The organism is Streptomyces abikoensis, assembly GCF_014648775.1.
In the GTDB taxonomy this organism is placed as follows: domain Bacteria; phylum Actinomycetota; class Actinomycetes; order Streptomycetales; family Streptomycetaceae; genus Streptomyces; species Streptomyces abikoensis.
This window is the reverse complement of sequence record NZ_BMRT01000001.1, coordinates 24,202-37,974: the sequence shown is the minus strand read 5'-3', so window position 1 is coordinate 37,974 and position 13,773 is coordinate 24,202. Positions and strand designations below refer to the sequence as shown.

Here is a 13,773-nt window from a genome sequence, read left to right as displayed (position 1 = left end):
TCAGCAGGGGCAACCACCCTTGGATGGAGGACCCATGCGTACATCCCACAGAGCCGCCCTCGCCGCGGCCGTGGCCTTCGCCGGACTGTCCGCCGCCATCGTGCCGACGAACAGCGCCGCGGACACCGCCTTCACGGACCAGGCCGTGCGCGCGGGCCTGACGGCGGCTCAGGCGGACGGGTTGCGGCAGCGCGTCGACGCGTACGTCGACGCGACGGGCGGCCGGCGGATCGCGCTCAACAAGATCGCCGTCAAGGGCGGCACCATCCTGGTCACGGTCCCCGGCGAGACGTACGCGCGGGAGCTGAACGGCCCGCTGGACCGCTCCGTCCCCGCGAACGCCCTGGCCGCGTCCTGCCCGTACCTGTACTTCTGCGGCTGGAAGGGTTCCAACCGCTCGGGCGACCAGTGGAACATCTCCAAGTGCGGTGTCCTGCAGGAGATCCCGGACGGCTGGAACAGCGGCGGCTCCTGGCAGAACAACCAGTCCCGGGGCACTCAGGCGTATATGTACAACAAGAACCGCGACTGGATCCACACCACCCCGCCGGCCCCCTACGGCCCGGTCAACGGCGACTGGGGCCCGGTCTGGTACGTCCAGGCCTGCTAGCGTCCGCCGCCGGCGGCGGTCAGTCCGCCGCCCGGCCCGCGCCGGGCACCCGGCGCCGCGCGGCGGCCAGGGCCGCGTCGATGTGACGGGTGCCCGTCGACACGCACAGCGTGTAGCGGACGTCCTCCAGCCGCCGCCGGGTCGCGGGGTCCTCGTCGCCCGACGCCAGTGCGCGCTCGAGCGCTGTGTACCGCCGGACGAGCTCGTCGAGCACGGCAGGGTGGGCGAGCAGCATGGAATCTCCTCCGGGTGCGTCTGGACGACAGTTCGTCGTGCGTCTGCCCGGACCTCCGGGTCCCATGCCACCCGTCTCCCGCGGTGGCCGGATCGCGTCAGTGCCCGTCGGGCGAGGGCTCCAGGACGAAGACGGGGATCTCCCGGGAGGTCTTCGTCTCGTACTCGGCGTAGTCCGGCCACACCTCGACGGCCCGAGCCCACCACGCGGCCCGCTCCTCGCCGGTGACCTCACGGGCCGTCATGTCCTGGAGCAGGGTGCCGTCCCGCAGTTCCACCCGGGGGTCGGCGACGAGGTTGTGGTACCAGACCGGGTGCTTGGGGGAGCCGCCCTTCGAGGCGACGGCGGCGTACGCGCCCTCGTGCTCCACCCGCATCAGCGGCGTCTTGCGGAGCTTGCCGCTCTTCGCGCCCCGGGTGGTCAGGAGGATGACCGGCACCCCCTGCAGGGTGGTCCCCTCGGTGCCCCCGGAGCGCTCGATCAGTTCGACCTGGTCCCGCACCCACTTCGCCGGGCTCGGCTCGTACTCGCCTTTGAGTGGCATCTCATCCGTCCCCTCGTTCTTCGTCGTACGGCTGCCTCCATGGAATACCACCGGTCGTGCGGTTATTCCCGCAAGACCCCGGGCCGGTCCCGGAGGACCGGCCCGGGGCCCCGGACGGGTCAGCCCCTCAGCGGACCCTCACAGCTGAAGTCCGCCGTGCCCGCGGCACGGCCGGACCACAGGTCGACCTTGCCGAAGGAGCAGTTCATGTCGGCGAAGTTGTTGGCGCCCGCCTTGGTGCGCTCGAGGACGAAGTAGTCGATCGTCTTCGACATGTCCTTGAAGACCAGGTCGGCGTTGCCCGGGCTGCTCAGGTTCGCGGTGATCCGGCCGGTGCAGACGAAGCGCGGGCGGTCGGAGGAGCCCGCCGCCTTGCAGTCGGGCGACTGGCCCGTAGCGGCGGCGAAGGAGGAGCGGACGGCGGACGCCGAGGCGTCCTGCAGCCGGTTCACCGGGGTGAAGGTGGTGGCCGGCACGTACAGGTCCTTGACCTTGCCGATCTGCTTGTCGAGGAACGCGTTGTAGTCGCGCTGCACATTCGCGTCGCGGCCCATGCGGCTCCGCCAGGCGTCGAAGCCCGCCACGTCGTTCGCGCGCAGGTAGCCGTACATCTCCCGCAGCAGCGACGGCCGCTCGCTCCACAGGTACTCGAAGAACGTGCCGGCGTAGTTGTAGAACCGGAAGCCGTCGCGGTCGTACTCGGCGTGCAGCAGCTGGTCGACGGTCATGCGCGGCTTGCCGCCCGCCGTGTCGTTGATGATGCCCTGCACCAGCGACTTGCGCACCCGTATGCCCTCGTCGCGGGTCGACCCGTCGAAGAACTCGGCCGTGCCCTCGTCCATGGCCGTGGTGCGGTCGTTCTGGTACCACGGGCCCTCGCCGAAGCTGCCCGGCACCGCCCAGCGGCCGTTGAGGTAGTGGGTGTACTCGTGGCGGAAGAGCTCCTCGAGCGTCAGCGTGGAGTCCTGCGGCACACGGCGCTCGTACGTGTAGAAGGTGGCGCCGTTCTCGATGTAGATGCCGCCGTTGTTGGTGCCCATGCCCGTCAGCAGCGGGTGGTAGATCTCGTAGTCCGAGCGCGAGGCGTACAGGACGATGTTGAGCGTGGAGTTGGTGTCGCCCGCCAGCGGCTGGTCGGTGCCGAGAACGCGGTGGTACTGCGCCTTGACCTGCTTGCTCGCGTAGTACAGCCGGTCGACGGTGGCCCGGTCGAGCGCGGTGCGGACCTTGATGCCGCCGTTGTCGTAGGTGTACGTGTACGGGAACAGGCGCCGGTCGATGTCCGCCTTGCACACCCCGTACTGCTTGCAGGCGCCGTACTCGTTGAGCCAGGCGACGGTCTTGCCCCAGGGCTCGCTGCCCTGGCCGAAGGTGCGGACGACCGTGTCCAGCAGCCCGCCCAGCGAGGAGGTGACCTCGCCCTTGAGCGCGTCGATCTGGCCGAGGCGGCCGTACTCGTTGACCGCGTCACGGGCCACCCAGGCGTTGTCCGTGCCCTTGAGGTGGGAGTAGCCGGCGAACGCCTTGAGGGCGGCGCGGTAGGCCGGGTCGGCGGCGACGGCCGAGCGGAAGGCGGTGTCGTTGTTGTAGACGCCCAGGTAGCCCACGGACAGCGCGCCCAGCGCGGCACCGCCCCAGCCCGCGTCCTTGGCGGTGTCGGGGTGGGAGGCGTCGAACATGCCCAGGACCCGCTTCATCAGCGGGAGTTGGTACTGGCGCAGCCCGGGGGAGCTGGCGGCGTACAGGGCCTCGCGCAGCGTCTCGCCGTTGACGCGGGTGGCGTCGAAGGTGTGCTGGGCGATGCCGAAGTAGTACACCGCCCGGCGGACGGCCTCGACGGTCGTGGCGTCGGAGAGGTCGATCTCGTCGTGCGAGAAGTCGTGGTAGGCCGCCGCGTGGAGGTAGGTGAACATCTCCAGCACGTGGGAGGTGTTCTTCCCGTCGTGCCAGTAGCCGTAGCGCTCGGCGCGCTGGGCGACGGCCCGGACGTTCTCCCGGGAGAAGACCCGGGTCATCCGCGAGTCCCACGTCCACAGGACGTCGCGCAGACAGCCGTCGGCGGTGACGGCCGGGTCCATGAGGAAGTCGGCGAACTGCTCGGGCGAGAGCCGGCTGACGCCGTCGACGGTGCAGGGAACGCTGGTGCCGCCGACATCGACGCGCGGGGCGGCGGGCTTCGCCACGCCCTTGGCGACGGCCTTGCCGTCCCTGGCCTTGTGCGGCCCGGGCACGCGTCCGTCGGTGAGCTCGCCGGGCGCGCTGGACTTCGGTGTCCGCTGCTCGGGGGCCTTGGCGAGGCGGGTGACCTCGTCGAAGGGGTTGGGCGTGCGGGCGTCGGGTCGTACCGCCGCGGTGGGGGCGGCGGGGGACGCGGCGGCTTTCGCGGGGGCGGGGGAGTCCGCGTAGCCGGTCTGGACGGCCGTGGCGCAGAGGGTCACCGCGATGGCGGTGGTCAGCAGGGATCTGCGCACGAGGGTGGAGTGGAACACCGATGAACTCCTGTGTGGGAGGTGGAGTGGCCGCTCTGTTACGGGTGGTACGTGGGGGACCTGCGGCGGCATGTGATGTGTAACGTAGTAATGTGAAATGGCACTGACAAGCCCCTCGGCGACTGAGGATGTGTCAGGAGCCTCACACGCGAAAAGTGTTATCGGCCCGTCAACTGCGCGGAGTGCGCGTGCTGTTCACGCCACCGTGCGTACACGGGGCTGGCCGCGCAGCTGTCGAGATATCCCGCGCCCACCCTGCGCACGATCTCCTCGCCCCGGCCGGCGAGCGGACCGTCGCGACGCCACCCCAGCACATGGCGGTACCAGAGCGGATCGCCCGCCAGCGGGCGCACCACGACGCCCGGCACCTCCAGGAAGGTGGCCTGGCACAGGCTGACCGCGAGCCCCGCCCGTACGAGCTCGACCAGCTGACGGCCCTCCGCCTCGTAGGGCGTCCGCGGCCGACGGCCCGTCAGGGCGAGCGCGGTCGACCAGTATTCGCGCGTCCGGTCGCTGTCGGGGCGTGGCACCGCCCACACCTCCTCGACGAGCCGGCCGAGGTCCACCTCCTCCCGGGCCGCCAGCGGATGCGCGGAGGGGAGCAGCGCGAAGACGGGCTCGGTCACCAGCGGCCGCAGCTCGATGTCGCCGGGCGGCACCAGCTCCTGGCCCGGGCTGTCACCGAGCACGGCCGCCTCCAGCCGCCCGGCGGCCAGGTCGTCGAGCAGCGGCGCGGCCGCGTACTGGCAGCGTGCCGTCACCTCGGCCCCGGGCCGTACCGCGCGGATCGCCAGGACCAGATGGCCCAGCAGCGGCGCGCCCACCGAGCCGACGCGCACCCGGTCCGGGTCCGCCCGGCGGCGCGCGGCACGGGCGGTGTCGGCCAGCAGACCGTCGACGCCCGGCAGGACGGCCCGGGCCCGGGCGAGGACCAGCTCCCCCAACGGCGTGGCCACGACGCCCGCGCGCCCCCGGTCGAAGAGCGTCCCGCCCAGCATCGCCTCGATGCGCCGGAGCTGGGCGCTGAGCCCCGGCTGCGTCGTACGCAGCGCGGCCGCCGCGCGCGTGAGGCTGCCCGCCTCCTCGATCGCGCACACCACCCGCAGATGCCGTAACTCGAGATCCATGCCGCGGATGTTATGGACCGGCGTGAGCTTCCCGACAGGCCCGGGCCTCAGCACCCTTATGCGAAACATCACACGCCCCTGCGAAGGGAGTTCGCGACCCCATGAGCGGAAAACCTCCCCCCGGACCGGCCCGGTCCGCACTTCTGCCGGCCATGGTCGCCGTCCTGCTCCTCCTGTGCGCACCAGCACCACCCGCCTCGGCGGCCGCGCCGACGCGCGACAGACCCTCGGCCTGTGCCCTGCCCGGCACCACCGGCTGGACGGATGAGGGCCACGGCACCGACCACTCCGTCTTCCAGCGCTCCTCCGGCCCGGTCCGGGTCGCCATGATCTTCGTGGACTTCCCCGACGCGCCCGCCACCGAGTCCCCGGCCGAGGTCGCCGCCGGTGTCACACCCGGCGCGGGCTGGATGCGGCGGGCCTCGTACGGCAAGGCGTGGCCGGACATCACCGAGCACCGGCGCTGGGTGCGCATGCCCCACGCGTCCACGGACTACGGCTTCGCCCGGGGGCTGAGCCACGAGACCCACGAGGCCTACGTCAAGGACGCCGTGACGGCGGCCGACCCCCATGTGGACTTCTCGCGGTACGACATGGTCTACGTCGTCCCCACCCGGAACGCCTCCGCCATCTCCTTCTCGCCCACCTACATCCACGAGCCGGGAACGCGCGGCGTCGTCGCCGACGGCCACCGGCTGAAGTGGGCGGTGACCTTCGGCCAGGACGTCCGGCGCTGGGGGCCGAGGATCGTGGGCCACGAGACCGCCCACACCTTCGGCCTGCCCGACCTCTACGCCTTCGACGCGGCCGACGACGCCCACCGTTTCGTCGGCGGCTGGGACGTGATGGGTCTGATCGGCGGCGCGGCGCCGCAGTACTTCGCCTGGCATGCGTGGAAACTCGGCTGGACCGAGGACCGCCAGGTGGTCTGCCGCGCGACCGGGGGCGCCGACACCGTCCGCCTGACCGCCGTCGAACACGGCGGCGGCACCAAGATGGCCGTCGTCCGCACCGGCCCCACGACCGCCTACGTCGTCGAGTCGCGGCGGGCGGCCGGCACGGACGCGCGCGCCTGCGCGACGGGTGCGCTGGTGTACAAGGTCGACTCGTCCGTACCGACGGGCAAGGGCCCGATCCGCGTGATGGACGCCCGCCCCGCCACCACCCCGCCGACCGGCTGCCGCCCCCTGGACGACGCCCCGTACCGGCCGGGCGAGTCGTTCACGGACCCGGCCGCGGGCGTGCGCGTCGACGTCCTGCGTTCCGGCCCCGACGGGGACACGGTACGCGTCACGAAGCGGTAGCCCTGCCCGGAGGCCGCCCGGTTCCGTCCCGGCCTCGGTCCCGGTCCCGGTCCCGGCCCCTGGCCCCAGGGGGCCCGGGGGCTTGCCCCCGGTTACGGGGAGGGGCGGGACTGGGGAAGAACCGCCGCCGCGACGGCGCTCAGCCACCGTCCACCGCTCCGGCGGTGCCGAACCGCCCCGGCCCCCCGGCCATCAGACCGCCCCCGCCCCCCGGCCGTCAGACCGCCGTCGCGGGAAAGTGACAGGCCACCTGCCGCGCCTCGCCCGGCACGGCGACCCCCAGCGTCGGCGCCTCGCGCCGGCAGATCTCCCGCGCGGCCGGGCACCGCGGATGGAACGTACAGCCCGGCGGGGGAGCCGCCGGACTCGGCGGATCGCCGAGCAGGGTGATCCGCTCGCGCGTCCGCTCCGCCGCCGGATCCGGCAGGGGCACGGCCGAGAGCAGGGCCCGCGTGTACGGGTGGGCCGGGGCCGCGTACACCCGCTCCTTGTCCCCGACTTCCACGATCCGCCCCAGGTACATGACGGCGACCCGGTCGCACACCCGCTTCACCACGGACAGGTCGTGGGCGATGAAGAGACAGGCGATCCCGAGCTCCCGCCGCAGCCGTTCCAGGAGATGGACGATCTGGGCCTGCACGGAGACGTCGAGGGCCGAGACCGGCTCGTCGGCGACGATCAGGCGGGGGCCGGTGGCGAGCGCGCGGGCGATGCCGATGCGCTGCGCCTGGCCGCCGGAGAACTCGTGCGGGTAGCGGTCGACGTGCTCGGGGATGAGCCCCACGAGCTCCATCAGCTCCACGGCCCGCGCGCGGGCGGACGCCGCCGAAGCGCCCTGCGTCAGCAGCGGGTCGGCGATGATCCGGGCGACCGTCTGGCGCGGGTTGAGGGAGGAGTGCGGGTCCTGGAAGACCATCTGCAGCTCCTTGCGGAGCGGTTTCAGCTCGCGCTGCCGCAGCCGGCTGATGTCCCGGCCGTCGTAGGCGATCGTTCCGGAGGTCGGTTCCAGGAGCCGTACGATCATGCGGCCGGTGGTGGACTTGCCGCAGCCGGACTCCCCGACCAGCCCCAGGGTCTCGCCCGCGGCGACGTCGAAGGAGACGCCGTCGACGGCCCGTACGGGAGCGGAGCGGCCCCGTCTGCCGGGGAAGGTCATGGTCAGGTCCCTGACGGAGAGCAGGGGACGGTCGGTCGCGGTCATCGGGCGCCTCCGGGGGCTCCGGCGCCGGAGCGCAGGGGAAGGTGACAGGCCACCAGACGGTCCCGGGCTCGGACGAGCGGCGGCCGTGTCGCCTCGCACCGGCGCCGTTCGGCGCCCGTCGCGGCCGCCGCCACGGGACAGCGCGGCGCGAAGGGGCACCCGGGGGACGGGTCCAGCAGCGAGGGCGGGCTGCCCGGGATGGCCCGCAGGGGCGTGTCGTCCGTGTCGTCGAGGCGGGGGACGGAGTCGAGCAGCCCCTGGGTGTAGGGGTGGGCGGGGTCGGCGAAGAGGGCGTCGACGGGAGCGTGTTCGGCGGCCCGCCCCCCGTACATGACCAGCACGTCCTGGGCGACGTGGGCGACGACGCCGAGGTCGTGGGTGATCAGGACGACGCCGAGTCCGCGCTCCCGCTGCAGCCGGGCGATCAGCTCCAGGATCTGGGCCTGGACGGTGACGTCGAGGGCGGTGGTCGGCTCGTCGGCGATGAGCAGGTCGGGTTCGCAGGCCAGCGCCATGGCGATCATCGCGCGCTGGCGCATCCCGCCGGAGAACTGGTGCGGATGCTCTCCCGCCCGGCGCGCGGGCTCCGGGATGCCGACCTCGCCGAGCAACTCGACGGCCCGTCGGCGGGCGGCGGCGCGGCCGGTGCCGAAGTGGACGCGCTGGTGTTCGGCTATCTGCTCGCCGACGGTGTAGTAGGGGTGGAGGCTGGAGAGCGGGTCCTGGAAGATCATCGCCATCCGCCGTCCGCGCAGCCGGTTCAGTTCGCGTTCGGGCAGTCCGACCAGCTCGCGGCCGTCGAGGGCGATGGAGCCGGTGACCTCGGCGGAGGTGTGGAGGCCCAGGACGGCCAGGGAGGTGACGGACTTCCCGGAGCCGGATTCGCCGACGATGCCGAGGGTGCGGCCTCGTCGTACGGAGAAGCCGAGGGAGTCCACGGCCCGTACGGGACCGTGGCGGGTGGGAAAGGTGACGGTCAGGCCCGTGACGGACAGCAGGGGTGGTTCGTGCGCGGTGGCTTGCGCGGTGGCGGCCATCAGTACCTCACTCGCGGGTCGACGACGGCGTAGAGCAGGTCGACGGCCAGGTTGGCGACGACGATGAAGGCGGCGGCCAGGAGGGTGACGCCGAGGACGACCGGCTGGTCGCCGGTGGACAGGGCGCCGTAGAAGAGCCGCCCGATCCCCGGGAGCCCGAAGAGGGACTCGGTGATGACCGCGCCCGCGAGGAGTCCGCCCAGGTCCATGCCGAAGAGGGTGAGGACCGGGGTCATGCCCGCGCGCAGCCCGTGCTTGACGACGACGGTGCGGCGCGGGAGGCCCTTGGCGCGGGCGGTGCGGATGTACGGCTCCGCCATCGTCTCGATCATCGAACCGCGGCTCTGGCGGGCGTACATGGCGGCGTACAGGACGGCCAGGGCCAGCCAGGGCAGGAGGAGGTTCGACGCCCAGTGGACGGGGTCGTCGCCGAAGGGCACGTACTGCGGGTAGGGGAGCAGTCCGGCCGTGCGGACGATGCCGTAGATCAGCGTCATCGAGGTGAAGTAGACCGGCAGCGAGGCGGCGGCGACGGCACCGACCATCAGGACCCGGTCGGTGAGGGTGTCCTTGCGCAGGGCCGCGGTGACCCCGGCGCCGAGGCCGAGGAGCAGCCAGAGCACGGCCGCGCCCAGGGCGAGGGAGGCGGAGACCGGCAGCCGGTCCATCAGCAGGTCCCAGACGGCCTCGGAGTTCTCGTACGAGTAGCCGAGGCAGGGGAAGGCGCAGTGCAGGGCGTACTGTCCGCCGCCCAGGGTGCGGCCGGTGAAGATGCCGGTGACGAAGTCGGCGAACTGCCGCCACAGTGGCTGGTCGAGGCCCATGTGGGCGCGGATGGCGGTCAGTCGCTCGGTGCTGCAGGACTTGCCGCAGGCCGCGGCGGCGGGGTCGGAGGGCAGGACGTAGAAGATGGTGAAGGTGACGGCGGCGATGGCGACGAGCACGCCGATGACGCCGAGGAGCCGGCGGCCGATGTAGAGGATCACGCGCGGGCGCTCCTCGGGTCGAGGACGTCGCGCAGGGCGTCGCCGAGCAGGGTGAAGGCGAGCACCGTCAGGAACAGACAGGTGCTGGGGATGACGAAGTACATGGGGTCGGTGTCGTAGAAGGCGACGCTCTCGGCGATCATCTGTCCCCAGGAGGGTGTGGGCGGGCGGACCCCGACGCCCAGGTAGCTCAGCGCCGCCTCGGTCGCGATCATGCCGGGAACGATCAGGGTGGTGTAGGCGATGACGGGTCCCGCGACGCCGGGGAGGATCGCGCGGGTGAGGATCCGCCAGGGGCCGGAGCCGCTGACGCGGGCCGCGTCGACGTATTCGCGGCGCTTGAGCGAGAGGGTCTGGCCGCGGACGACCCGGGCGATCCCGGGCCAGCCGAACAGGCCGATGACGGCGGTCATCAGCAGGACGCGGTTGACGTCCTTCGCCACCGACAGCATGGCGATCATGAAGATGAGGGAGGGGAAGGACATGGTGAGGTCCATCAGGCGGGAGAGGACGGCGTCGACGCGGCCGCCGAAGTAGCCCGCCGCGATGCCGGCCGCCGTCCCGGTGACGACGACGATCGCGGTGGCGGTGAGGGCGATGAGCAGCGAGACCTGGGCGCCGTGGACGACGCGGGCGAAGAGGTCGCGGCCGGTGAGGGGTTCGACGCCGAGCCAGTGGTCGGCGGAGACGCCGCCGAGCGGGCCGATGGGCCGGCCGCCCAGGTAGGGGTCGACGGCGGTCTTGTCGAACTCCTCGGGCGTGAAGCCGCACAGCGCGCTGAGCAGGGGGGCGCCGGCCGCCATGAGCAGGAAGAGGGCGACGACGCCGAGCGAGATCTTCACGGAGGTGCGGCGGAGCAGTTCCGCGCGGGCGAGCCGCCAGGGGCCGCTGCCGGCGGGCACGCCGGCCGGTACGGGGGTCGTGGTGGTGGTCATGTCGCGGCGGCCTCTCAGCCCTGGCCCTTGGCGGGGTCCTTGAGGCCGATCGTCGCGTAGTCGAGCTGGCCGCCGAAGGAGGTCTGCCCGTAGGCGCCGGCGATGTTGCCGCCGACGACCAGGGGATAGCGACGGACCAGCACCGGCACGGCCGGGGCCTTGGCGAGGATGGCGCCGTCCAGCCGCTGCCAGGCCGCGGCCGCCTGCCGGGTGTCGGTCATGGCGGCGATCTCGTCCATCCGCTTCATGGTGGCGTCGTCGCGGAAGAGCGAGTGGTTGCCGGAGTTGCCCTTCTCCTTGATGTAGCGGGCGTCGAAGACGAAGGGCAGGAAGGTGGAGCCGGAGGGGTAGTCGGGGCACCAGCCCGTGTACACCATGTCGGTGCGGTTCCTCGTGTCGCCGATGGTGGCGTAGAACGCGGAGGGGTCGACCATCTCGATGGTGACCTTGATGCCGGCCCGGGCCAGGGACTGCTGTATCGCCTCGGCCCGGCCCTTGTCGCCGGACGGGACGGTGATGCCGGTGGAGAAGCCGTCCGGCTTGCCGGCCTCCTTCAGCAGTTGTCTGGCCTTCGCGGTGTCGCCCTCGGCGGGGACCTTCAGGGTGTCGGGCTGGGTGCCGCCGAAGAGCGCGGCCGGCATGTACGCGGTCGACAGGTCGTTGAAGGCGGGGCCGCCGGACGTGGTCAGGACGGCGTCGCGGTCGAGGGCGTAGCGCACGGCCTGACGTACCTTCACGTTGTCGAAGGGCGCGCGGCCGGTGTGCATCTGGACCATGTCGGTGCAGTTGGTGGACTCGGCCACGAGCCGCTTGCGCACCGCCGGGTCGGGCAGCACCTTGACCGCGCTCTCCGGCCGCAGCGCGTACCAGGGGACGGCGGAGGCGTCGGCGCCCTGATCGGCGATCATCCGGTCGTCGATCTGGTTCGCCCTGAGGCCCATCACCATGACCAGCCGGTCCGGGTACGCCTTGCGCACCCCGTCCGTCGCGGGGTCCCAGTGCTCGTTGCGGACGAGGACCAGCTTCTTGCCCCGCGCATAGGACTCGATCTTGTACGGCCCGGAGGAGAACGGCCGGTTGTCGTACTGCGGGCCGTTGTCGCGCGCCCGGGGTACGGGGGCGAAGGTGGGCATCGCCGTCGCGTTGGGGAACTCGGCGAAGGGCTTGCGCAGTTCGAAGACGATGGTGCGGTCGTCGGGCGTCTTGACCGAGTCCAGGTGCTTGCCCTGGGCGGGGCCCTGGTAGCCGTCGGCGCCGGCGAGGTAGCGGGCGGCGTAGTCGGCGCCGCCGGGCAGGTCGGGGGAGAAGGACCGCTCGACGTTGTATTTGACGTCCTGTGCGGTGACGGGCGTCCCGTCCTCGTACTTCACCCCCTGCTTGAGGTGGAACGTCCAGGTCCTGGCGCCGTTCGAGGGGGTGCCGAGGTCGGTGGCGAGGTCGGGCACCAGGTGGTTGCCCTGGACGCCGGGGGCGGCCTGGTACGTCACCAGCGTGCGGTAGAGCAGCCGGGTCCCGAAGCCCATGGCGTTCATGACCCAATTGCGGGCCGGGTCGAGGTGGGCGAAGTCCTGGTTGGACAGGACGGTGAGGGTGCCGCCCTTCCGCGGCGTGCCGCCGACCACGGTGCCCTCCTCGGCCGGGGCGGGGTGCCCGGTGCCGTCCCGGCCGCCGCCGCCCGCCCGGTGTCCGCCGGAACAGCCGGACGCGCCGAGTGCGAGGGTGGCCGCCAGGGCGGCGAGAGCCGTACGGGTGCGCTTGTTCATCAGTGGTCACTCCGTGAACAGTCGAACAGCCGAACTGCTGGCTGAAATGTGACCCGTAACATAGTAATGTGAAATTGCACTGACAAGGTGTCAGCATCTCTGTTACCCACCTGTGTCCGAGGAGGAGTCCCATGAACGAACCGGCGGCCACCGCGCTCCGGACGGTAAGTCACGATCTGCCCGTCACTCCCGAGTTCGAGCGCTTCATGGCGGGCGGCTGGGCGGCCACCCCGCTGCCCGGCGACATCCGGCTGCCCGTGGCGGACCTCGCCGCCGCCCGCCGGGCGAAGCTCTCCGCGCGCTTCCCCGGCGAGCGGCTGATCGTCCCCGCCGGGGAGCTCACGGTCCGCTCCAACGACTGCGACCACCGCTTCCGCCCCCACAGCGCGTACGCCTGGCTCACCGGGCTGACCGGCGAGGAGCAGGCCGGTCACGTCCTGGTCATGGAGCCGGACGGCCCGCTCGGCCACGAGGCGGTCCTCCACCTGCGGCCCCGCTCGCCGCGCGTCGGCGAGGAGTTCTACCGCGACCGCCGTTACGGCGAGTTCTGGGTCGGCCGGCGCCCCGACCTGGCCGAGGCCGAGCGCATGACCGGCATCCGCTGCACGGCCCTCGGCGACCCCGGCCCGCTGCCGCCCGGCCGCGACGCGTCCACCGACTCCGAACTCGCCTCCGTCCTCAGCGAGCTGCGCCTGGTCAAGGACGTCTGGGAGGTCGAGCAGCTCCAACTGGCCGTGGACCACACCACCGCCGGGTTCGAGGACGTCGTCCGGGCGCTGCCGCGCGCCCTCGCCCACCCCCGTGGCGAGCGGTGGATCGAGGGCGTCTTCGGGCTGCGCGCCCGCGCCGAGGGCAACGGCACCGGCTACGAGACCATCGCCGCCTCCGGGGCGCACGCCTGCGTCCTGCACTGGATACGCAACGACGGGCCGCTGGACCCCGCTGAACTGCTGCTGCTGGACGCCGGGGTGGAGACGGACACCCTCTACACCGCCGACATCACCCGCACCCTGCCGCTCTCCGGCCGCTTCTCGCCCGTCCAACGCCAGGTGTACGAGCTGGTCCTCGCCGCCCAGGAGGCGGGCATCGCCGCCCTCAAGCCGGGCGCGAGCTTCCGCGACTTCCACCGGGCCGGCATGCGGGTCATCGCGGAGGGCCTCGCCGACTGGGGCGTCCTGAAGAGCGCGGAAGGCGACTTCCACCGCCGCTACACCCTCTGCAGCAGCGGCCATATGCTCGGCCTGGACGTCCACGACTGCGCCCAGGCCCGGGCCGACGCCTATCTCGACGGCGTCCTGGAGGAGGGGCAGGTGCTCACCGTCGAACCCGGGCTCTACCTTCAGCCCGACGACGAGACGCTGCCGCCCGAGCTGCGCGGGATCGGGGTGCGGATCGAGGACGACCTGGTGATCACGGCCGAAGGGGCGCGGCTGATGTCGGGGGCGCTGCCCCGCACTCCGGACGCGATCGAGGCGTGGATGGGGGAGTTGCTCGGAGGCTGATCGCCCGTCACGTCTTGGCAGGGGCTAGTGCAATGTGAAA

General features: G+C 72.3%; 12 protein-coding genes. 3 read left to right on the top strand and 9 right to left on the bottom strand.

Going from position 1 to position 13,773, the window contains the following annotated elements; translation table 11 throughout:
- Positions 1–34 precede the first annotated feature (34 nt).
- Entirely contained in the window at positions 35–610 is a 576-nt protein-coding gene (locus tag IE096_RS00190; protein ID WP_189447159.1) for a hypothetical protein, read from the top strand.
- A 19-nt stretch (positions 611–629) separates the two neighbouring features.
- Here IE096_RS00190 and IE096_RS00185 read toward each other — a convergent pair whose 3' ends face one another.
- The 4 genes from IE096_RS00185 to IE096_RS00170 all read right to left on the bottom strand — a co-directional run bounded on the left by IE096_RS00185 (position 630) and on the right by IE096_RS00170 (position 5,005).
- Complete coding sequence (locus IE096_RS00185) at positions 630–845, bottom strand: DUF5133 domain-containing protein (protein ID WP_189447157.1); 216 nt, start codon at positions 843–845, stop codon at positions 630–632.
- A gap of 97 nt (positions 846–942) precedes the next feature.
- Positions 943–1,389, bottom strand: a complete 447-nt coding sequence (locus IE096_RS00180) for a nitroreductase family deazaflavin-dependent oxidoreductase (protein WP_189447155.1) — start codon at positions 1,387–1,389, stop codon at positions 943–945.
- 119 nt (positions 1,390–1,508) lie between these two features.
- Complete coding sequence (locus tag IE096_RS00175; protein WP_229819821.1) at positions 1,509–3,878, bottom strand: collagenase; 2,370 nt, start codon at positions 3,876–3,878, stop codon at positions 1,509–1,511.
- Positions 3,879–4,036: 158 nt separating this feature from the next.
- Positions 4,037–5,005 (bottom strand): LysR family transcriptional regulator, encoded by a 969-nt coding sequence (locus IE096_RS00170; protein ID WP_189447151.1) that lies wholly within the window; start codon positions 5,003–5,005, stop codon positions 4,037–4,039.
- Between the two features lie 101 nt (positions 5,006–5,106).
- Here IE096_RS00170 and IE096_RS00165 point away from each other — a divergent pair, with 101 nt between their 5' ends.
- Complete coding sequence (locus tag IE096_RS00165; protein WP_189447150.1) at positions 5,107–6,309, top strand: M6 family metalloprotease domain-containing protein; 1,203 nt, start codon at positions 5,107–5,109, stop codon at positions 6,307–6,309.
- 217 nt (positions 6,310–6,526) lie between these two features.
- Here the strand turns inward: IE096_RS00165 and IE096_RS00160 are convergent, their stop codons facing one another.
- The 5 genes from IE096_RS00160 to IE096_RS00140 are packed head-to-tail and all read right to left on the bottom strand — an operon-like array spanning position 6,527 to position 12,231.
- The gene (locus IE096_RS00160) at positions 6,527–7,510 is read right to left on the bottom strand and encodes an ABC transporter ATP-binding protein (protein WP_189447148.1); all 984 of its coding nucleotides are present in this window, start codon (positions 7,508–7,510) and stop codon (positions 6,527–6,529) included.
- Positions 7,507–8,547, bottom strand: coding sequence for an ABC transporter ATP-binding protein (locus IE096_RS00155; protein ID WP_189447146.1), 1,041 nt, complete (start codon positions 8,545–8,547; stop codon positions 7,507–7,509). Before IE096_RS00155 ends, IE096_RS00160 begins: the two co-directional genes overlap by 4 nt.
- On the bottom strand, positions 8,547–9,533 hold the full coding sequence (locus IE096_RS00150) for an ABC transporter permease (protein WP_189447144.1): 987 nt from the start codon (positions 9,531–9,533) through the stop codon (positions 8,547–8,549). Before IE096_RS00150 ends, IE096_RS00155 begins: the two co-directional genes overlap by 1 nt.
- Positions 9,530–10,468, bottom strand: a complete 939-nt coding sequence (locus IE096_RS00145) for an ABC transporter permease (RefSeq protein WP_189447142.1) — start codon at positions 10,466–10,468, stop codon at positions 9,530–9,532. Before IE096_RS00145 ends, IE096_RS00150 begins: the two co-directional genes overlap by 4 nt.
- A 14-nt stretch (positions 10,469–10,482) precedes the next feature.
- Positions 10,483–12,231 (bottom strand): ABC transporter substrate-binding protein, encoded by a 1,749-nt coding sequence (locus IE096_RS00140; protein WP_189447140.1) that lies wholly within the window; start codon positions 12,229–12,231, stop codon positions 10,483–10,485.
- Positions 12,232–12,362: 131 nt separating this feature from the next.
- Here IE096_RS00140 and IE096_RS00135 point away from each other — a divergent pair, with 131 nt between their 5' ends.
- A complete protein-coding gene (locus IE096_RS00135) occupies positions 12,363–13,733 on the top strand; it encodes an aminopeptidase P family protein (RefSeq protein ID WP_189447139.1) in 1,371 nt (456 codons plus the stop codon).
- Positions 13,734–13,773 lie beyond the last annotated feature (40 nt).

Coding starts and splice junctions, on each gene's coding strand:
- IE096_RS00160 (WP_189447148.1), bottom strand. CDS start 7,510: ATGACCGCGACCGACCGTCCCCTGCTCTCCGTCAGGGACCTGACCATG.
- IE096_RS00170 (WP_189447151.1), bottom strand. CDS start 5,005: ATGGATCTCGAGTTACGGCATCTGCGGGTGGTGTGCGCGATCGAGGAG.
- IE096_RS00185 (WP_189447157.1), bottom strand. CDS start 845: ATGCTGCTCGCCCACCCTGCCGTGCTCGACGAGCTCGTCCGGCGGTAC.
- IE096_RS00140 (WP_189447140.1), bottom strand. CDS start 12,231: ATGAACAAGCGCACCCGTACGGCTCTCGCCGCCCTGGCGGCCACCCTC.
- IE096_RS00165 (WP_189447150.1), top strand. CDS start 5,107: ATGAGCGGAAAACCTCCCCCCGGACCGGCCCGGTCCGCACTTCTGCCG.
- IE096_RS00180 (WP_189447155.1), bottom strand. CDS start 1,389: ATGCCACTCAAAGGCGAGTACGAGCCGAGCCCGGCGAAGTGGGTGCGG.
- IE096_RS00145 (WP_189447142.1), bottom strand. CDS start 10,468: ATGACCACCACCACGACCCCCGTACCGGCCGGCGTGCCCGCCGGCAGC.
- IE096_RS00135 (WP_189447139.1), top strand. CDS start 12,363: ATGAACGAACCGGCGGCCACCGCGCTCCGGACGGTAAGTCACGATCTG.
- IE096_RS00190 (WP_189447159.1), top strand. CDS start 35: ATGCGTACATCCCACAGAGCCGCCCTCGCCGCGGCCGTGGCCTTCGCC.
- IE096_RS00155 (WP_189447146.1), bottom strand. CDS start 8,547: ATGGCCGCCACCGCGCAAGCCACCGCGCACGAACCACCCCTGCTGTCC.